Annotated in this window: 9 protein-coding genes and 3 rRNA genes; all 12 read left to right on the top strand. The window is 59.4% G+C overall.

Translation table 11 applies throughout. The annotated features are described in order from the left end of the window. The first annotated feature begins 99 nt into the window (after window positions 1–99). The 12 genes from FH041_RS13880 (at window position 100) to recD (ending at window position 21,046) form a co-directional block, all read left to right on the top strand. Entirely contained in the window at window positions 100–1,824 is a 1,725-nt protein-coding gene (locus tag FH041_RS13880) for an acetolactate synthase 3 large subunit (RefSeq protein ID WP_023533127.1), read from the top strand. A 1-nt stretch (window position 1,825) separates the two neighbouring features. Next, the gene (gene ilvN / locus FH041_RS13875; protein ID WP_003250040.1) at window positions 1,826–2,317 is read left to right on the top strand and encodes an acetolactate synthase small subunit; all 492 of its coding nucleotides are present in this window, start codon (window positions 1,826–1,828) and stop codon (window positions 2,315–2,317) included. 58 nt (window positions 2,318–2,375) lie between these two features. Next, a complete protein-coding gene (ilvC, locus tag FH041_RS13870) occupies window positions 2,376–3,392 on the top strand; it encodes a ketol-acid reductoisomerase (RefSeq protein ID WP_023533144.1) in 1,017 nt (338 codons plus the stop codon). 150 nt (window positions 3,393–3,542) lie between these two features. Then, window positions 3,543–4,394 carry a CDP-diacylglycerol--serine O-phosphatidyltransferase gene (gene pssA / locus FH041_RS13865; RefSeq protein ID WP_023533151.1) on the top strand — a complete coding sequence of 284 codons (852 nt, stop codon included), beginning with the start codon at window positions 3,543–3,545 and terminating at the stop codon, window positions 4,392–4,394. Between the two features lie 79 nt (window positions 4,395–4,473). Next, the gene (gene msrP / locus FH041_RS13860) at window positions 4,474–5,487 is read left to right on the top strand and encodes a protein-methionine-sulfoxide reductase catalytic subunit MsrP (RefSeq protein WP_049696571.1); all 1,014 of its coding nucleotides are present in this window, start codon (window positions 4,474–4,476) and stop codon (window positions 5,485–5,487) included. Further along, window positions 5,487–6,098, top strand: coding sequence for a protein-methionine-sulfoxide reductase heme-binding subunit MsrQ (gene msrQ, locus FH041_RS13855; RefSeq protein ID WP_028687827.1), 612 nt, complete (start codon window positions 5,487–5,489; stop codon window positions 6,096–6,098). Before msrP ends, msrQ begins: the two co-directional genes overlap by 1 nt. A gap of 531 nt (window positions 6,099–6,629) precedes the next feature. After that, window positions 6,630–8,166: ribosomal RNA gene (locus FH041_RS13850) — 16S ribosomal RNA — on the top strand. A gap of 278 nt (window positions 8,167–8,444) precedes the next feature. Then, window positions 8,445–11,336: ribosomal RNA gene (locus FH041_RS13845) — 23S ribosomal RNA — on the top strand. Window positions 11,337–11,470: 134 nt separating this feature from the next. Next, window positions 11,471–11,586, top strand: a 5S ribosomal RNA gene (gene rrf / locus FH041_RS13840). The 16S, 23S and 5S rRNA genes sit together here, the layout of an rRNA operon. A 234-nt stretch (window positions 11,587–11,820) precedes the next feature. Continuing rightward, window positions 11,821–15,300, top strand: a complete 3,480-nt coding sequence (gene recC, locus FH041_RS13835; RefSeq protein WP_033737041.1) for an exodeoxyribonuclease V subunit gamma — start codon at window positions 11,821–11,823, stop codon at window positions 15,298–15,300. Further along, the gene (recB, locus tag FH041_RS13830) at window positions 15,297–18,974 is read left to right on the top strand and encodes an exodeoxyribonuclease V subunit beta (protein ID WP_088522880.1); all 3,678 of its coding nucleotides are present in this window, start codon (window positions 15,297–15,299) and stop codon (window positions 18,972–18,974) included. The genes recC and recB overlap by 4 nt, the downstream gene beginning before the upstream one ends. Beyond that, complete coding sequence (recD, locus tag FH041_RS13825) at window positions 18,971–21,046, top strand: exodeoxyribonuclease V subunit alpha (RefSeq protein WP_140174708.1); 2,076 nt, start codon at window positions 18,971–18,973, stop codon at window positions 21,044–21,046. The genes recB and recD overlap by 4 nt, the downstream gene beginning before the upstream one ends. Window positions 21,047–21,063: the final 17 nt, after the last annotated feature.

Below are 21,063 nucleotides of genomic sequence, written 5' to 3'. Positions count from 1 at the left end.
GCTCAGTCAGTGCTGACGTTCGCTCATGCTCTGCTTGGCAGTAAACCTATTAAGACCCGCCTGTTGGGGCGGTATTCTGGCGTTTTAGAGGTGAACAACGTGGAGCTTTTATCTGGCGCTGAGATGGTCGTCCGCTTCTTGCGTGACGAAGGCGTTAAGCACATCTACGGGTACCCTGGTGGTGCTCTCCTGCACGTCTACGACGCGCTGTTCAAGGAACCGGAAGTCGAGCACATCCTGGTTCGCCACGAACAGGCGGCGACCCACATGGCCGACGGCTACGCCCGCGCTACCGGCAAGGCCGGCGTGGTGCTGGTGACGTCCGGCCCGGGTGCGACCAATGCCATCACGGGCATTGCCACTGCCTACATGGACTCCATTCCGATGGTCATTCTGTCCGGCCAGGTGCCTAGCACCATGGTAGGTACCGATGCCTTCCAGGAAACCGACATGATCGGTATCTCCCGGCCTATCGTGAAGCACAGCTTCATGATCAAGAACCCGACCGAGATTCCGGAAATCCTGAAAAAAGCGTTCTACCTGGCGCAATCCGGCCGCCCAGGCCCGGTGGTGGTCGATATCCCCAAGGACATGACCAACCCGGCTGAAAAATTCGAGTACGTGTATCCCAAGAAGGTCAAGCTGCGCTCCTACAGCCCGGCCGTGCGCGGTCATTCCGGGCAGATTCGCAAGGCAGCAGAAATGCTGCTGGCTGCCAAGCGCCCAATCGTCTACGCCGGCGGCGGCGTGATCCTGGGTGGTGGATCCGAGTCCCTGACCGAGATCGCCAAGTCGCTGAACTTGCCCGTCACCAATACCCTCATGGGGTTGGGCTGCTTCCCGGGTACCGATCGCCAGTTCCTTGGCATGCTGGGCATGCATGGCAGCTTCACCGCCAACATGGCCATGCACAACGCCGATGTCATCTTCGCCGTAGGCGCGCGTTTCGACGACCGTGTGGTCAACGGCCCGGCCAAGTTCTGCCCGAACGCCAAGATCATCCACATCGACATCGACCCGGCGTCGATCTCCAAGATGATCAAGGCCGACGTACCGATCGTTGGCCCAGTGGACAGCGTGTTGTCCGAGATGATCGGCATTCTCAAGGAAATCGGCGAGCAGCCTGAGAAGGCGTCGCTGGATGCCTGGTGGAAGCAGATCGACGAATGGCGTGGCAATGGCGAGCTGTTCCCTTATGACAAGGGCGACGGCAATGTCATCAAGCCGCAGAAAGTCATCGAGACCCTGTGCGAAGTTACCAACGGCGATGCCTTTGTGACCTCGGACGTGGGCCAGCACCAGATGTTCGCTGCCCAGTACTACCGCTTCAACAAACCCAACCGCTGGATCAACTCCGGTGGCCTGGGCACCATGGGCTTCGGCTTCCCGGCAGCGATGGGCATCAAGCTCAATTTCCCGGACCAGGACGTGGCCTGTGTAACCGGTGAAGGCAGCATCCAGATGAACATCCAGGAGCTGTCGACCTGCATGCAGTACGGCCTGCCGGTCAAGATCGTCAACATGAACAACGGTGTGCTGGGCATGGTTCGCCAGTGGCAGGACATGGCCTACAACGGCCGTCACTCGCACTCTTATGTCGAGTCGCTGCCCGACTTCATCAAGCTGGCCGAGGCCTATGGCCATGTGGGTATCCGCATTACCAGCCTGAAGGACCTCAAGCCCAAGCTCGAGGAAGCCTTCGCGATGAAGGATCGCCTAGTGTTCATCGACATCGCGGTTGACCGTAGCGAGCATGTCTATCCGATGCAGATCAAGGACGGTTCGATGCGTGACATGTGGCTGAGCAAGACGGAGCGTACCTGATATGCGGCACATCATCTCCCTGCTGCTGGAAAACGAACCGGGTGCCTTGTCCCGTGTGGTCGGCCTGTTCTCCCAGCGCAACTACAACATTGAAAGCCTGACCGTGGCGCCGACTGAAGACCCGACCCTGTCGCGTCTGACGTTGACCACCGTTGGCCATGACGAAGTGATCGAACAGATCACCAAGAACCTGAACAAGCTGGTCGAAGTGGTCAAGCTTGTCGACCTGTCGGAAAGCGCTCATATCGAACGCGAGCTGATGTTGGTCAAGGTCAAGGCCACCGGTGCCCAGCGTGCCGAGATCAAGCGCACCACGGATATCTTCCGTGGCCAGATCGTCGATGTGACCGCCAGCGTGTACACCGTGCAACTGAGCGGCACCAGCGACAAGCTGGACAGCTTCATCCAGGCCATCGGCACCGCATCGATTCTCGAAACCGTGCGCAGCGGCGTTACCGGCATTGCCCGTGGCGACAAAGTGCTCAGCATCTGAATTCAACAATAAATTAGCGATGGCTCCTTTGGGGCCGGGATATAACCAGGGGTATTTCATGAAAGTTTTCTACGATAAAGACTGCGACCTTTCCATCATCCAAGGTAAGAAAGTCGCCATCATCGGCTACGGCTCCCAAGGCCACGCTCAGGCGTGCAACCTGAAAGACTCCGGTGTGGACGTCACTATCGGTCTGCGTAAAGGTTCGGCCACCGTTGCCAAGGCAGAAGCCCACGGCCTGAAAGTGACCGACGTAGCCTCGGCGGTCGCCGCTGCCGACCTGGTCATGATCCTGACCCCGGACGAATTCCAGGGCCAGCTGTACAAGCAGGAAATCGAACCGAACATCAAGAAGGGCGCTACCCTGGCGTTCTCCCATGGCTTCGCGATTCACTACAACCAGGTGGTTCCACGCGGCGACCTCGACGTGATCATGATCGCACCGAAAGCCCCGGGTCACACCGTGCGCTCCGAGTTCGTCAAAGGTGGCGGTATCCCTGACCTGATCGCCATCTATCAGGATGCTTCTGGCAATGCCAAGAACGTTGCCCTGTCCTACGCCTCGGGTGTGGGTGGTGGCCGTACCGGTATCATCGAAACCACCTTCAAGGACGAGACCGAAACCGACCTGTTCGGCGAGCAGGCCGTGCTGTGTGGCGGTACCGTCGAACTGGTCAAGGCTGGTTTCGAGACTCTGGTCGAAGCGGGCTATGCCCCTGAAATGGCCTACTTCGAGTGCTTGCACGAGCTGAAGCTGATCGTTGACCTCATGTACGAAGGCGGTATCGCCAACATGAACTACTCGATCTCCAACAACGCCGAATACGGCGAGTACGTGACCGGTCCGGAAGTCATCAACGAAGAATCCCGTAAAGCCATGCGCAATGCACTCAAGCGCATCCAGGACGGCGAGTACGCGAAGATGTTCATCTCCGAAGGTGCTACCAACTACCCATCGATGACCGCCAAGCGCCGTAACAACGCCGCGCACGGCATCGAAGTCATCGGCGAGAAACTGCGTTCGATGATGCCGTGGATCTCGGCCAACAAGATCGTCGACAAGACCAAGAACTAAGGTTCGTCGAACGATGAAAAACGCGGCTTAGGCCGCGTTTTTTCGTTCTGGCAGCCAGCTTCTGGTATAAAGCAGACCAGTGGCCCGCCGTCAGAACCTGTTTAGCGGGCCCGTGTCGAACTTTTTCCATCCTGTTGCAAGGTACCCTCCATGAGCGAACGTCCCGAAGAGCCGAACAAGCCCTCCGACGCCGAAAGCCTGCTACCTGTCGATGAGCACATTGAAGAGGGGCATGACGACGAAGGGCGCAAGGTGCGTCATCGCGGCATTTATCTGCTGCCCAACCTGTTCACCACCGCGAACCTGTTCGCCGGTTTCTATTCCATCATCAGTTCGATGAACGCGCAGAGTGCCCTGAGCGCTGGCGATCCACGCGAAGCGAGCAAGTATTTTGCCTTTGCTGCCATCGCCATCTTCGTGGCCATGGTGCTCGATGGCCTCGATGGCCGGGTGGCGCGCATGACCAATACCCAGAGCGCCTTCGGCGCCGAGTACGACTCGCTGTCGGACATGGTCGCCTTCGGCGTGGCCCCGGCCCTGCTGGCCTTTGGCTGGGCGCTGGGTGACATGGGCAAGGTCGGCTGGATGGTGGCCTTCATTTATGTGGCCGGTGCCGCGCTTCGCCTGGCGCGGTTCAATACACAGGTGGGAACCGCCGACAAACGCTATTTCATCGGCCTGGCCAGCCCGGCTGCGGCCGGTGTGGTAGCCGGTACCGTATGGGCGTTCAGCGACTATGGCATCCAGGGCTCGAAGCTCTCGTTCCTGGTGGCGCTGTTGGTGGCGGCTGCAGGCATGCTGATGGTCAGCAACATCAAGTACAACAGTTTCAAGGAGCTTGACCTCAAGGGGCGCGTACCTTTCGTGGCGATCCTTGCCGTGGTGCTGGTGTTCGCGGTGGTCTTCAGCGATCCACCGCGCATTCTGCTGCTGGCCTTCCTGGCCTATGCGGCTTCCGGCCCCATTCAGTTCCTGCTGCGCTCGCGTCGCCGAAAAGGGTGATAATCGCTTAATTGTGGAATAACCCTCCGGCTCCATAGTCTTACTGGTACATCCGTTATCCAGTGCTGTGGAGCCGCTCATGCTTATCAAGCTTTCCAGGTCTTCCGAATGCAAGGCGTCGGAGATCACCCCTGAAGGTCTCTATCTCTCGCGCCGCGCCCTGATGGGCGGTTCGCTCGCGGGTCTGGCACTGGGTACGTTGCCGGGCAATGTCCTGGCTGGCGAGCCGTCTCGCTATCCTGACGTACAGGCTGGCAAGGCGCCTGCCTGGTTTGCCGAAAAGCTGCCCGATACCCGCTGGCAGGCGGTGACAGTCCAGAACGAAGCCGTGACCCCCTTCAAGGATGCCACCCACTACAACAACTTCTATGAGTTCGGGGCCGACAAGGGCGACCCGGCTGCCAACGCAGACAGCCTCAAGACCGAACCCTGGAGCGTTGTCATCGATGGGGAAGTGGGTAAACCCGGTCGCTATGCACTGGAGGACTTCGTCAAACCCTACCAACTTGAAGAGCGTGTCTACCGGCTTCGCTGCGTGGAGGCGTGGTCGATGGTCATTCCGTGGCTGGGTTTTCCATTGGCGCACGTGCTCAAGCAGGTCGAGCCCACCTCCAAGGCCCGTTATGTCCGTTTCGAAACGCTCGAGGATCCCAAGAGCATGCCCGGCCAACGTTCTGGCTTTGCATTGATCGATTGGCCTTATGAAGAGGGGCTGCGCCTGGATGAGGCGATGCATCCGTTGGCCATCCTGGCAGTCGGTATGTATGGCCGGGAGCTGCCGAACCAGAACGGGGCGCCGCTCAGGTTGGTCGTGCCTTGGAAGTATGGTTTCAAAAGCATCAAGTCGATCGTGCGCATCAGCCTGGTGGCAGAACAACCGAAAACCACGTGGCAGGGGTTGGCCCCGGACGAGTATGGTTTCTATGCCAATGTGAACCCGACGGTCGATCACCCGCGCTGGAGCCAGGCTCGTGAACGCAGGTTACCTAGCGGGCTGTTCAGTCCCAACGTGCGGGAGACTCAGATGTTCAACGGCTATGCCGATGAGGTGGCGTCGCTATATGACGGGCTTGATCTGCGGAAGAACTACTGATGCGATACCCCTGGTTTCGTCTGGGCATATTCATGGCAGGCTGCTTGTTTCCGGCCTGGTGGCTCTATGAGGCCTCGGTCAACCTGTTGGGCCCTGATCCGGGCAAGGTGTTGATGGATCGATTGGGGTTGGGCGCCTTGGTGTTTCTATTGATCAGCCTGTGCATGACGCCATTGCAGCGGCTTACGGGTTGGCCGGGCTGGATCGTGGTGCGACGTCAACTTGGGCTGTGGGTGTTTGCCTACATCGTGTTGCACGTGCTGGCGTATCTGTTCTTTATCCTGGGGTTGGACTGGGGACAGTTGACGGTAGAGCTGCGCAAGCGGCCGTACATCATCGTCGGTGCGCTTGGCTTGCTGGGTTTGCTGGTGTTGGCGGTCACCTCCAATCGCTACAGTCAGCGCCGCCTGGGCGCGCGATGGAAAAAGCTGCACAGGCTGGTCTACGCGGTACTGGGCTTGGGGCTGCTGCATTTCCTATGGATTGTGCGATCTGACCTGCGGGAGTGGGCTGTCTATGCCTTTATTGGGCTGCTATTGATAGTGCTGAGGATACCGGCTGTTGCCCGTTCGCTTCCCCGCGTACACCGCCGACAGGGAAGGTCGACTTGAGTTGGCATTGGGGTAATAGGTGCTTGTCTCGCGATTTCTGAAAATAGTGGTTGACGCAGTTCCTAATCCGCTTATAATGCGCCCCACTTCCAGCGACATCGGAACGCGAAACTCCTTGAGATTCAATGAGTTAGCTAGTTCGGGTGGTGCTGAAAGGGCTACGATCGAATAGATCGACGGCGGTTGAGAAGAAGGTTGACAGCGTGTTGAAACGCTGTAGAATTCGCCTCCCGCTACGAGAGATCGAAGCGAGTCAAGTGGTTGAAGTTGAACGAGTTTCTCGAAACAAACTTCAAAATAAACGCTTGACAGGCAATGAGGAAAGCGTAGAATGCGCGCATCGGTTGAGACGAAACTCTCTCAGCCAAACGCTCTTTAACAAATCGAATCAAGCAATTCGTGTGGGTGCTTGTGAGTACGGACTGATAGTCAGAAAGATTATCAGCATCACAAGTGACCATGCGAGAAATCACATAGTCATTTGAGATTGCTGAGCCAAGTTTAGGGTTTCTTAAAAACCCAAGCAGTATTGAACTGAAGAGTTTGATCATGGCTCAGATTGAACGCTGGCGGCAGGCCTAACACATGCAAGTCGAGCGGATGACGGGAGCTTGCTCCTTGATTCAGCGGCGGACGGGTGAGTAATGCCTAGGAATCTGCCTGGTAGTGGGGGACAACGTTTCGAAAGGAACGCTAATACCGCATACGTCCTACGGGAGAAAGCAGGGGACCTTCGGGCCTTGCGCTATCAGATGAGCCTAGGTCGGATTAGCTTGTTGGTGAGGTAATGGCTCACCAAGGCGACGATCCGTAACTGGTCTGAGAGGATGATCAGTCACACTGGAACTGAGACACGGTCCAGACTCCTACGGGAGGCAGCAGTGGGGAATATTGGACAATGGGCGAAAGCCTGATCCAGCCATGCCGCGTGTGTGAAGAAGGTCTTCGGATTGTAAAGCACTTTAAGTTGGGAGGAAGGGTTGTAGATTAATACTCTGCAATTTTGACGTTACCGACAGAATAAGCACCGGCTAACTCTGTGCCAGCAGCCGCGGTAATACAGAGGGTGCAAGCGTTAATCGGAATTACTGGGCGTAAAGCGCGCGTAGGTGGTTTGTTAAGTTGGATGTGAAAGCCCCGGGCTCAACCTGGGAACTGCATCCAAAACTGGCAAGCTAGAGTACGGTAGAGGGTGGTGGAATTTCCTGTGTAGCGGTGAAATGCGTAGATATAGGAAGGAACACCAGTGGCGAAGGCGACCACCTGGACTGATACTGACACTGAGGTGCGAAAGCGTGGGGAGCAAACAGGATTAGATACCCTGGTAGTCCACGCCGTAAACGATGTCAACTAGCCGTTGGAATCCTTGAGATTTTAGTGGCGCAGCTAACGCATTAAGTTGACCGCCTGGGGAGTACGGCCGCAAGGTTAAAACTCAAATGAATTGACGGGGGCCCGCACAAGCGGTGGAGCATGTGGTTTAATTCGAAGCAACGCGAAGAACCTTACCAGGCCTTGACATGCAGAGAACTTTCCAGAGATGGATTGGTGCCTTCGGGAACTCTGACACAGGTGCTGCATGGCTGTCGTCAGCTCGTGTCGTGAGATGTTGGGTTAAGTCCCGTAACGAGCGCAACCCTTGTCCTTAGTTACCAGCACGTTATGGTGGGCACTCTAAGGAGACTGCCGGTGACAAACCGGAGGAAGGTGGGGATGACGTCAAGTCATCATGGCCCTTACGGCCTGGGCTACACACGTGCTACAATGGTCGGTACAGAGGGTTGCCAAGCCGCGAGGTGGAGCTAATCTCACAAAACCGATCGTAGTCCGGATCGCAGTCTGCAACTCGACTGCGTGAAGTCGGAATCGCTAGTAATCGCGAATCAGAATGTCGCGGTGAATACGTTCCCGGGCCTTGTACACACCGCCCGTCACACCATGGGAGTGGGTTGCACCAGAAGTAGCTAGTCTAACCTTCGGGAGGACGGTTACCACGGTGTGATTCATGACTGGGGTGAAGTCGTAACAAGGTAGCCGTAGGGGAACCTGCGGCTGGATCACCTCCTTAATCGACGACATCAGCCTGCTGATGAGCTCCCACACGAATTGCTTGATTCATTTGCTGATGAGAAATCAGAAATGAACATTCCGGTGTGAATGTTGATTTCTGACTTTTGTCAGATCGTTCTTTAAAAATTCGGATATGTGATAGAAATAGACTGAAGACCAGTTTCACTGCTGGAATTCAGGCTAAGGTAAAATTTGTGAGTTCTGCTCGTAAGAGCGACGTGCGAATTTTCGGCGAATGTCGTCTTCACAGTATAACCAGATTGCTTGGGGTTATATGGTCAAGTGAAGAAGCGCATACGGTGGATGCCTTGGCAGTCAGAGGCGATGAAAGACGTGGTAGCCTGCGAAAAGCTTTGGGGAGTCGGCAAACAGACTGTGATCCAGAGATCTCTGAATGGGGGAACCCAGCCAGCACAAGCTGGTTATCTTGTACTGAATACATAGGTGCAAGAGGCGAACCAGGGGAACTGAAACATCTAAGTACCCTGAGGAAAAGAAATCAACCGAGATTCCCTTAGTAGTGGCGAGCGAACGGGGACCAGCCCTTAAGTTGGTTTGAGATTAGTGGAACGCTCTGGAAAGTGCGGCCATAGTGGGTGATAGCCCCGTACACGAAAATCTCTTATCAATGAAATCGAGTAGGACGGAGCACGAGAAACTTTGTCTGAATATGGGGGGACCATCCTCCAAGGCTAAATACTACTGACTGACCGATAGTGAACCAGTACCGTGAGGGAAAGGCGAAAAGAACCCCGGAGAGGGGAGTGAAATAGAACCTGAAACCGTATGCGTACAAGCAGTGGGAGCCTACTTGTTAGGTGACTGCGTACCTTTTGTATAATGGGTCAGCGACTTATATTCAGTGGCGAGCTTAACCGAATAGGGGAGGCGTAGCGAAAGCGAGTCTTAATAGGGCGTTTAGTCGCTGGGTATAGACCCGAAACCGGGCGATCTATCCATGGGCAGGTTGAAGGTTAGGTAACACTGACTGGAGGACCGAACCGACTACCGTTGAAAAGTTAGCGGATGACCTGTGGATCGGAGTGAAAGGCTAATCAAGCTCGGAGATAGCTGGTTCTCCTCGAAAGCTATTTAGGTAGCGCCTCATGTATCACTGTAGGGGGTAGAGCACTGTTTCGGCTAGGGGGTCATCCCGACTTACCAAACCGATGCAAACTCCGAATACCTACAAGTGCCGAGCATGGGAGACACACGGCGGGTGCTAACGTCCGTCGTGAAAAGGGAAACAACCCAGACCGTCAGCTAAGGTCCCAAAGTCATGGTTAAGTGGGAAACGATGTGGGAAGGCTTAGACAGCTAGGAGGTTGGCTTAGAAGCAGCCACCCTTTAAAGAAAGCGTAATAGCTCACTAGTCGAGTCGGCCTGCGCGGAAGATGTAACGGGGCTCAAACCATGCACCGAAGCTACGGGTATCATCTTATGATGATGCGGTAGAGGAGCGTTCTGTAAGCCTGTGAAGGTGAGTTGAGAAGCTTGCTGGAGGTATCAGAAGTGCGAATGCTGACATGAGTAACGACAATGCGAGTGAAAAACTCGCACGCCGAAAGACCAAGGTTTCCTGCGCAACGTTAATCGACGCAGGGTTAGTCGGTCCCTAAGGCGAGGCTGAAAAGCGTAGTCGATGGAAAACAGGTTAATATTCCTGTACTTCCAGTTATTGCGATGGAGGGACGGAGAAGGTTAGGCCAGCCTGGCGTTGGTTGTCCAGGTTTAAGGTGGTAGGCTGAAATCTTAGGCAAATCCGGGATTTCAAGGCCGAGAGCTGATGACGAGTTGCCTTTAGGCGATGAAGTGGTTGATACCATGCTTCCAAGAAAAGCTCCTAAGCTTCAGATAACTGGGAACCGTACCCCAAACCGACACAGGTGGTTAGGTAGAGAATACCAAGGCGCTTGAGAGAACTCGGGTGAAGGAACTAGGCAAAATGGCACCGTAACTTCGGGAGAAGGTGCGCCGGCGAAGGTGAAGGGCTTGCCCCGTAAGCTTTTGCTGGTCGAAGATACCAGGCCGCTGCGACTGTTTATTAAAAACACAGCACTCTGCAAACACGAAAGTGGACGTATAGGGTGTGACGCCTGCCCGGTGCCGGAAGGTTAATTGATGGGGTTAGCGCAAGCGAAGCTCTTGATCGAAGCCCCGGTAAACGGCGGCCGTAACTATAACGGTCCTAAGGTAGCGAAATTCCTTGTCGGGTAAGTTCCGACCTGCACGAATGGCGTAACGATGGCGGCGCTGTCTCCACCCGAGACTCAGTGAAATTGAAATCGCTGTGAAGATGCAGTGTATCCGCGGCTAGACGGAAAGACCCCGTGAACCTTTACTATAGCTTTGCACTGGACTTTGAATTTGCTTGTGTAGGATAGGTGGGAGGCTTTGAAGTGGGGACGCCAGTTCTCATGGAGCCATCCTTGAAATACCACCCTGGCAACTTTGAGGTTCTAACTCAGGTCCGTTATCCGGATCGAGGACAGTGTATGGTGGGTAGTTTGACTGGGGCGGTCTCCTCCCAAAGAGTAACGGAGGAGTACGAAGGTGCGCTCAGACCGGTCGGAAATCGGTCGTAGAGTATAAAGGCAAAAGCGCGCTTGACTGCGAGACACACACGTCGAGCAGGTACGAAAGTAGGTCTTAGTGATCCGGTGGTTCTGTATGGAAGGGCCATCGCTCAACGGATAAAAGGTACTCCGGGGATAACAGGCTGATACCGCCCAAGAGTTCATATCGACGGCGGTGTTTGGCACCTCGATGTCGGCTCATCACATCCTGGGGCTGAAGCCGGTCCCAAGGGTATGGCTGTTCGCCATTTAAAGTGGTACGCGAGCTGGGTTTAGAACGTCGTGAGACAGTTCGGTCCCTATCTGCCGTGGACGTTTGAGATTTGAGAGGGGCTGCTCCTAGTACGAGAGGACCGGAGTGGACGAACCTCTGGTGTTCCGGTTGTCACGCCAGTGGCATTGCCGGGTAGCTATGTTCGGAAGAGATAACCGCTGAAAGCATCTAAGCGGGAAACTTGCCTCAAGATGAGATCTCACTGGGATCTTGAATCCCCTAAAGGGCCGTCGAAGACTACGACGTTGATAGGTTGGGTGTGTAAGCGCTGTGAGGCGTTGAGCTAACCAATACTAATTGCCCGTGAGGCTTGACCATATAACACCCAAGCAATTTGCTTCTGCAGATTGCGGTGGTGAAGATGACATGGACCGAAAGTTCGCAACGCATCACAAACATCACATATCCGAATTTGCTGGGCTGTCCAACAGGACATTCTGGCTACAGAATTTCTTGACGACCATAGAGCATTGGAACCACCTGATCCCATCCCGAACTCAGTAGTGAAACGATGCATCGCCGATGGTAGTGTGGGGTTTCCCCATGTGAGAGTAGGTCATCGTCAAGATTCATTTCGCAAAACCCCTATCTGCGCAGGCAGGTAGGGGTTTTGTCTTTAGGCTGGAAAAAATGACGTACTCGTGTTTGTACCGTCAAACGAGCAACCGCCGTGGGCGAGCCGGGGCAGGCGCGCGACTGCCTACCCCACACCAACGCCTCGAAACATCTCTACAACCCCGCCCTCGACCCGCTCCGTGATATCGTTCCTCCCCAAGTAAACGCGCCCGAAAGAGACCTGCCGATGTCCAGTACCCACCTCCAGCCTGGCTTCATGATCGTCCAAGGCAATCGCCCAGACGACCTGCGCAGCCTGGTGGTGAGCTGGATGCGCCGTTACCCTCTGGCGCCTTTGGAGAATGAAATCGCGCTGGTCCAGAGCAATGGTATCGCCCAATGGCTCAAGCTCGCCTTGGCCGAGGATCCTCTAGAAGATGACCAGGGCGGTTGTGGCATTGCCGCTGCCATCGAGATGCAGCTGCCGGGTAGCTTCATGTGGCAGTTGTACCGCACCGTGCTGGGCCGCGATCAGATACCGGAAGTGTCGCTGCTCGACAAGGCGCCGCTCACCTGGCGCCTGATGCGCCTGTTACCCGAACTGGTCGAGCGGCCGCACTTCGAGCCCTTGCGGCGTTTTTTGACTGACGACAGCGATCTACGCAAACGCTACCAGCTCGCCGAGCGCCTGGCCGATCTGTTCGACCAATATCAGGTGTACCGCGCCGACTGGTTGAAAGAGTGGGCCGCAGGGCGGCATGTGCTCAACACTGCCCGCGGCGAACGCAAGCCATTGCCTGTCGACAACTGCTGGCAGGCAGAACTGTGGCGTGCCCTGCTGGAGGATGTAGGCGAGGAAGGCATGGCCCAGAGCCGTGCCGGCGTACACCAGCGGTTCATGGCCTGCATCGACGACCTGGAGCAGGCTCCGGCAAACCTGCCCGCACGGGTGATCGTGTTCGGTATCTCCTCGCTGCCTGCCCAGACGCTCGAAGCGCTGGCCGGTCTCGCCCGTTTCAGCCAGGTCCTGTTATGCGTGCACAACCCTTGCCGCCATCACTGGGCCGACATTGTGGCCGACAAGGACTTGCTGCGGCACCAGTACAAGCGTCAGCAACGCCGGCCCGGCATGCCATTGGAACTGGATGACCAGTCGCTGCACCAACATGCGCATCCCCTGCTGGCAGCCTGGGGCAAGCAAGGCCGCGACTACATCAACCTGCTCGACAGCTACGACGACCCAGGCAGTTACCAGGGTGTCTTCAGCGATGGACGAATCGACCTGTTTACCGAAGGTTCACCCATCACGCTGCTCAACCAGCTACAGGACGATATCCTTCAATTGCGTCCGCTGGCCGAATCCCGTGAGCAATGGCCGCCGGTCAATGCACGCCGCGACCGTTCGGTGCGCTTCCACGTTGCGCACAGCCCGCAACGGGAAGTCGAGATTCTCCACGACCAGTTGTTGGCCCGCTTCAGCGCAGATCCCACGCTGCGCCCACGTGACGTCATCGTCATGTTGCCCGACGTCGATAGCTACGCACCGCACATACGGGCCGTCTTCGGCCAATTGCAGCGCAAAGACCCTCGCTACATCCCGTACACCTTGACCGACCAGGGCCAACGTGGCCGCGAGCCGCTGCTGATCGCCTTGGAGCACCTGCTCAAACTCCCCGAAAGTCGTTTTGCCGTCAGCGAAGTGCTGGACCTGCTGGACGTACCGGCAGTGCGGGCTCGGTTCGGCATTCGCGAAGGTGACTTGCCAACCCTGCACCGCTGGATCGAAGGTGCCGGCATTCGCTGGGGGCTCAATGCCGAGCAACGGGCCAGCCTGGGCTTGCCGGACGGGCTCGAGCAGAACTCCTGGCGCTTTGGTTTGCGGCGGATGCTGCTGGGTTATGCCGTGGGTGTGGGTGATGCCTGCGATGGCATCGAGCCTTACGACGAGATAGGCGGGCTGGACGCTGCACTGATTGGGCCGCTTGTCGCGTTGCTCGATGCGCTTGAAGTGGCGTGCCAAACCTTGTCTTGCCCGGCCAACGCCGGCGAATGGAGCGAACGCCTCAATGCCCTGCTGCACGTCTTCTTCCTGGCCGAGGATGAGCAGGATGAGTTTCTGCTGATCCAGTTGCAGGACCTGCGCGAATCTTGGCTGGATGTCTGCGAAACCGTGGACCTGCAAGACCCACTGCCGCTAACGGTGGTGCGCGAAGCCTGGCTGTCGGGCCTGGACCAAGGCAAATTGTCCCAGCGCTTCCTGGCCGGCTCGGTGAACTTCTGTACGCTCATGCCCATGCGCGCCATCCCGTTTCGCGTGGTCTGCCTGCTGGGCATGAACGACGGTGATTATCCACGCGCGCAGCCACCGCTGGATTTCGACCTGATGGCCACCGACTACCGCCCAGGTGATCGTTCGCGTCGGGAAGATGATCGTTACCTATTGCTCGAAGCCGTACTGTCGGCCCAGGACCAGCTCTACGTAAGTTGGGTGGGGCGCAGTATCCGCGACAACAGCGAGCGGCCTGCCTCGGTACTGATCGGCCAGCTTCGCGATCACATCGCTGCGGGGTGGCAACTGGCCGATGCGCAAGCCGATGTCAAACACGATCCGGGCCAGCAACTGCTTCATGCCTTGACCCAGGAACACCCCTTGCAGCCCTTCAGCCTGCGCTATTTCGAACAGGGCAGCGCGCTGTTCAGCTACGCACACGAGTGGCAAGTGCTGCACCAGGCCCACAGCAATGTCCCTCACGACCTGGCCGAGCTGCCGCCCTATCAGGATGATGAGCCGCTGACATTGAATCAGCTGGCCGATTTTCTCAGGCATCCGGTGCGGCATTTCTTCAGTCAGCGGCTCAAGGTCTATTTCGAAGCGCTCGAAGCGCCCACGCCGGACGAAGAGCCTTTCGTACTCGACGCCTTGCAGCGTTATGGTGCAAGTGAGGCGTTACTCAGCGCAGCCTTGAGCACACCCGAGGATGTTCCGCGCGCCCTGCATCAGCAGGCACGTCGCCTGCAGGCCCAGGGCTTGCTGCCCTTGGCCGGTTTTGGCGAACTCTTGCAGCATGACCTGATCGAGCCGCTGCCCGACTTGCTGCAACGCCATGGGCAGTTGCTCGAGCGCTGGCCGCGGCAGGTTGAGGGTGCACTGCCTGTGCATTTCGAGCACGGCCCCCATCGGCTGGAGGGCTGGCTGGGTCGCGTGTTCCAAGGCGATGACCAGAGCGTGCTGAGGATCAACACGGTCCCCAACACCATCAGTGCAGGGCGCAACAGCCTAAAATGGCATCGCCTCATCGCGCCGTGGGTGACACACCTTGCCGCCTGCGCGGCAGGTTACGCCTATCACAGTGCGCTGGTGGCCAGTGACGTGACCCTGCTACTGGCGCCTGTTGACCAGCAAGCGGCAGCGGACCTGTTGGGAGAACTGCTGGTGGCACGACAGGCGGGCATGTGTGCACCGCTCCCGGTGGCGCCCAAGACGGCATTCGCCTGGCTCGCCCAGGACGATCCGGACAAAGCCATGGCTGCGGCCGCCCGTGCTTACGAAGGCGACGAACGCACCAGTGCCGGCGAGCGCGGTGAAAGCGTTGCCCTGGCCCGACAGTTCCGCGATTTCGCCGCGCTCACGGCCGACGAAACCTTCGAGGGGTGGTGTGAGGCCTTGTACCGCCCCCTGTTCGACGCCCCCTGGCAAACCCTGGGCAACCCGGAGAAAAGCGCATGACCCAGGCTCGGCCACTGGCCCTAAATTTTCCCTTGCACGGCAGCCAGCTGATCGAGGCCAGCGCGGGAACGGGCAAGACGTTCACCATTTCAGCGTTGTACCTGCGCCTTATCCTCGGCCACGGTGGCGAGCAGGGTTTCGAACGAGAGCTGCTGCCGCCGCAGATTCTGGTAGTGACGTTCACAGACGCTGCCACCAAGGAGTTGCGCGAGCGTATCCGGACTCGGCTGGCTGAGGCGGCGCGGTTTTTCCGCGGTGAACTCGAAGCCGTCGACCCGCTGCTGGCGCAATTGCGTGACGATTATCCACAGCACGCGTGGGCCAGCAGTGCCGCCCGGCTGGAAACCGCTGTGCAGTGGATGGACGAAGCAGCCGTATCGACCATTCACGGCTGGTGCCAGCGCATGTTGCGTGAGCACGCATTCGACAGCGGCAGCCTGTTTACCCAGACCCTCGAAACCGACCACAGTGAACTGCTGGGGCAGGTGGTGCGCGATTACTGGCGACGTTTCTGCTACGGCATGCAAAGCCAGGCCCTGACGTGGGTGCGTAGCCACTGGGTCAGCCCTGCCGCGCTCTTGCCCCGCATTCGCCCGCTGTTTGGCAGGGTGCGTGCCGCCCACCAAGGGCCCGAGCCCGAGGCACTGATCCTTGAGGCGTTGCAGGCCCGCGACGAGCAACTGGCCCGGCTCAAGGGGCCCTGGGCGGTCTGGGTCCAGGAGCTGCGACAGCTCTGTCATGACGCCGTGGCCGCCAAACAGGTAGACGGCAGGAAGATGCAGGCCCGCTACTTCGAACCCTGGTTCGACAAATTATCCCAGTGGTGCAACGACGAACAGTGCGTGGAACTTGACCTGGGTACAGGCTTCACCCGCCTGACCCCTGCGGGCCTCGCCGAGGCCTGGAAAGTCGGCGAGCCGCCAGCGCACCCTGCACTCGATGCCATGCAAACATTGCAACAAGACCTGCAGGCCCTGGCCAGCCCGGACGCAGCGCTACTCGAACATGCCGCCAGCTGGGTTTCGGCGCAGTTCGAAGTGGAGAAGCGGCGCCGCGCGGAGATGGGGTTCGACGACATGCTCCTGCGGTTGCAGCAGGCACTGTACAGCGAGGCAGGCGAGCGACTGGCCGGATTGATCCGTGAGCAGTTCCCGGTGGCGATGATCGATGAATTCCAGGACACCGACCCGATCCAGTACGGTATTTTCGAACGCATCTACCGCATCAGCGAGAACCACGGCGACACCGGCCTGTTCATGATCGGCGACCCCAAGCAGGCGATCTACGCCTTCCGGGGCGCCGATATCTACACCTACCTCGCGGCCCGTCGCGCGACCCAAGGCCGCTTGCACAGCCTGGACACCAACTACCGCTCCAGCGAAGGCATGGTCGCGGCGGTCAACCAGGTATTCCAGCAGGCCGAGGCGCGTCCCAGCGGGCGTGGCGCCTTCCTCTTTCGGGAGGCGGACGACAACCCTCTGCCCTTCGTTGCAGTGCGCGCCCAGGGCCGCAGCGAGCAACTGATGCTCCAGGGTCAGCCCTGCGCCGCACTCCAGTGCTGGCAACTCCCCAGCGACGAGCCGGTTTCGATGGGCGTTTACCGGCAGCAGATGGCCACCAGTTGCGCGAGTCACATCGTGGGCCTGCTCAACGCCAGTCAACACGGCACGGCAGGCTTTGCGCACGCCAATGGCCATTTGCGCCCGTGCCTGCCATCGGACATCGCCATCCTGGTGCGCGATGGCCACGAGGCGCAACGTATCCGCGCAGAGCTCGCTGCCCGAGGCGTGCGCAGCGTCTACCTCTCCGACAAGGACTCGGTGTTCGCCGCCCAGGAGGCTCATGACCTGCTGGCCTGGCTCAAAGCCTGCGCAGAGCCGGACTCCGAGCGCCTGCTCAAGGCGGCGTTGGCCAGCTTGACGCTTGACCTGTCGCTGCCGGCGCTTGATCGCCTGAACCAGGACGAACGGGTGTGGGAAAGCTGGGTGATGCGGTTTCGCGCCTACCGCGACACCTGGCAGCGCCAGGGCGTGCTGCCCATGCTGCGTCAGTTGCTGCATGACTTCGAGCTGCCGCGAACGCTCATTCGTCGCACGGACGGCGAGCGCGTGCTCACCAACCTGTTGCACCTGGCCGAGTTGCTCCAGCAGGCCGCAGGCGAGTTGGACGGTGAGCAGGCGCTGATCCGCCACCTGGCCGATCATCTGGCCAGTTCAGGCCAGGCCGGCGAGGAGCAGATCCTGCGCCTGGAGAGCGACGAGCAACTGGTCAAGGTGGTCACCATCCACAAGTCCAAGGGCCTGGAGTACCCATTGGTCTATCTTCCGTTCATCTGCTCCAGCAAACCGGTGGACGGCAGCCGCCTGCCGCTCGCCTGGCACGACAGCCAGGGCAATGCGCACCTGACCCTGACGCCGGACGCCACGCAGGTCGAGCGCGCCGATGACGAACGCCTGGCCGAAGACTTGCGCCTTTTGTATGTGGCGCTCACCCGTGCCCAGTATGCCTGCTGGCTGGGGGTGGCCGACCTCAAGCGCGGTAATCACAAGCGCTCGAGCCTGCATCGCTCGGCGCTCGGCTACCTGCTAGGCGGCGGCGCCGAACTTGCCGATTCCAAGCAACTGACAGGCTGGTTGCAAGCACTGGCCGATACCAGCGCGCACATAACCTGCCCTGGGCTTCCGGAAGAGGACCGAGCGCTCTACCACACCCCGCAGTTGCAGCACCAACTGGTCCCAGCCCGTATGCCCCGGCGCGCGGCGGCCGAACAGTGGTGGATCGCCTCCTACAGCGCGCTGCGGATCGGTGAGCAGGCACTGGGCGTCGACAGCTCGCTGGCGCAACAACTGCTCGACGATGAGCCCGTCGATACCCAGGTACTGCGCGAGGTCCCCGCGGACAGCGGAGACATCCACCGCTTCCCGCGCGGCCCAAACCCCGGCACGTTCCTTCACGGGTTGCTGGAGTGGGCCGGGCGTGAAGGCTTTGCCCAGGTACACGATAACCCGCAAGCGCTGGCCCGCACCGTGGGCCAGCGCTGTAACCGGCGCGGCTGGGAGGGCTGGATACCGACGCTGACCCAGTGGCTCACAGGCCTGCTCGACACACCGATGCCCGTGGCACAAAACGGCCTGACCGTGACCCTCAGCCAGCTCACCCGCTACCAGGTCGAAATGGAGTTCTGGTTTGCCAGTCACCAGGTCGATGCCCAGCAGCTCGACCGCCTGGTGGCCCACTACACCCATCCAGGACTACTGCGCCCAGCCGCGCAGCCGACGCTGCTCAACGGCATGTTCAAGGGTTTCATCGACCTGGCGTTCGAGCTGGAGGGGCGCTACTACGTGACCGATTACAAATCCAATTGGTTGGGCCCCGACATTCAGGCGTATGACCCTGCCGCGATGCAGCGGGCCATCCTTGAGCATCGTTATGACCTGCAATACGTGCTGTACCTGTTGGCCCTGCACCGACAGCTGCGCGCCCGCCTGGCGGACTATGACTATGACCTGCATGTCGGCGGGGCCCTTTTCATTTTCCTGCGAGGGGCCAACAGCAGCGGGCATGGTATTTATCACGCCAAGCCCCCGCGCGAGCTGATCGAAACCCTCGATGCCCTGTTTCGCGGCGAGCACGCACCTGTTGCGCATGACCTGTTTGCCGGAGACGCCCCATGAGCCGAAGCCTCGTCGACCTGCTGCCCACCCCCCTGCAGGCCGAGCAACTGCTGGCCCTGGCCCCTCAACACCGCAGCAGTGACCTGCTGCAACTGCTCGATCGCTGGGTCGAACGCGGCTGGTTGCGGGCGCTGGACCGTGCTTTCGTATCCTTTCTGGAGACGCTTGCGCCGGGCAGTGACCCGCTGTTGCTGTTGGCAGCCGCCCTTGCCAGCCATCAACTGGGGCATGGGCACGTCTGCCTGGACTTGCAGCAGACCTTGGCCGAACCTGACTTCGCGCTCTCGTTACCGCCTGAGGGGGATGCGCTGACCGGCCCGCTGCTGTTGCCCTCCCAACTGCTGGCCGGCCTTGACCTGGACGCCTGGCGCCAGCGCATCGCCGCAAGCCCGCTGGTGGCAGCCGCCGATACGCCAGGGCAGCACACCCGGCCCTTGGTCCTCAGCGGCGAACGCCTTTACCTGCGCCGCTACTGGAGTTATGAGCGGCGCATCGACCGCACCCTGCGCCAACGCCTGACCCAGGCCGACGCCGTACCGTCAGACCTGACGAAGCGTCTGGATGCCCTGTTCGAGGGCGGCAGCCTCGGAGGGCAGGTGGACTGGCAGAAGCTTGCCTGCGCCCTGGCCACTCGCGCCGGGTTCAGCATCATCACGGGTGGGCCTGGCACCGGCAAGACCACCACCGTGGTACGCCTGCTGGCCTTGCTCCAGGCCCCGGCAGTGGAAGCGGGCAGGCCGTTGCGCATTCGCCTGGCGGCGCCCACGGGCAAGGCAGCTGCTCGCCTGACCGAATCCATTGGCCAGCAAGTCGAACGCCTGCATGTCAGCAGCGACGTGCGTGGCCATATCCCCACCGAAGTCAGTACCGTGCACCGCCTGCTCGGTAGCCGTCCAGGCTCGCGACACTTCCGTCACAATGCCGCCAACCCCCTGCCTCTGGATGTACTGGTGGTCGACGAAGCTTCGATGATCGACCTGGAGATGATGGCCAACCTGCTCGATGCCATGCCGCCAAAAGCACGACTGGTGCTGCTCGGTGACAAGGACCAGCTGGCCTCGGTGGAGGCCGGGGCGGTGCTGGGTGATTTGTGCCGGGATGCCGAGCAGGGCCGCTACTCCCCAGCGACCCAGGCATGGCTGGAGCATATCGGCGGGCAATCGCTGTCTGAAAGCGGTCTTGAGCCTGGTGATGAACAGCGCCATCCGCTGGCTCAGCAAGTGGTCATGCTGCGTTTTTCCCGACGCTTCGGCGAAGGCAGCGGCATCGGTCAGCTCGCCCGATTGGTCAACCGTCAGCAAAGCCATGCGGCGCGCGACTTATTGGCCATGCCGCCGCCCGACGTCCACAGCCTGGCCCTGAAACAGGAGCATGACCGCGCCTTCGATCGCCTGCTGCTCGACGGCCTGGACCGCGGCGCGGAAGGCCCCCAGGGCTATCGCAGCTACTTGCGTACCTTGGGCAGTCAGCGTCCGGCACTAGACACTCCATTCGACGACCCTGCCTGGGAACGCTGGGCCGCCAAGGTCCTGCACCGTTTCGAGGATTTCCAGCTGTTGTGCGCCGTGCGCCGTGGCGCCTGGGGTGTAGAGGGGTTGAACGAGCGGGTGGCGCGGGTGCTGCACAGCGCCGGCCTGATCGACAGCCAGCAGCCTTGGTACGAGGGCCGGCCGGTGTTGGTCACCCGCAACGACTATGGGCTGGGTTTGATGAACGGCGACATCGGTATCGCCCTGTGCCTGCCGGATGAGCAGGGCAAGCCATTGCTGCGCGTGGCCTTTCCCCGCAACGATGGCAAGGGTGGCGTACGCTTCGTGCTCCCCAGCCGCCTGAACGAGGTGGAAACCGTGTTCGCTATGACCGTGCACAAGTCCCAGGGCTCGGAATTCGGCCATACCGCACTGGTCCTGCCCGACGCGCTCAACCCGGTCCTGACCAAGGAACTGGTCTACACCGGCATCACCCGTGCCAAGCACTGCTTCAGCCTGGTGGAACCTCGCCAGGGCATTTTCGAGGAAGCCGTGGGGCGCAAGGTTCGACGTATTTCGGGGTTGATGCTCGAGCAGGTGTGAGGGCGACGCTCGTCAGC

Origin of the sequence: Pseudomonas sp. SWI7 (assembly GCF_006351945.1) — a bacterium.
Classification (GTDB): domain Bacteria; phylum Pseudomonadota; class Gammaproteobacteria; order Pseudomonadales; family Pseudomonadaceae; genus Aquipseudomonas; species Aquipseudomonas fulva.
The sequence above is the reverse complement of the archived record's forward strand: the minus strand, read 5'-3'. Positions and strand labels throughout refer to the sequence as shown.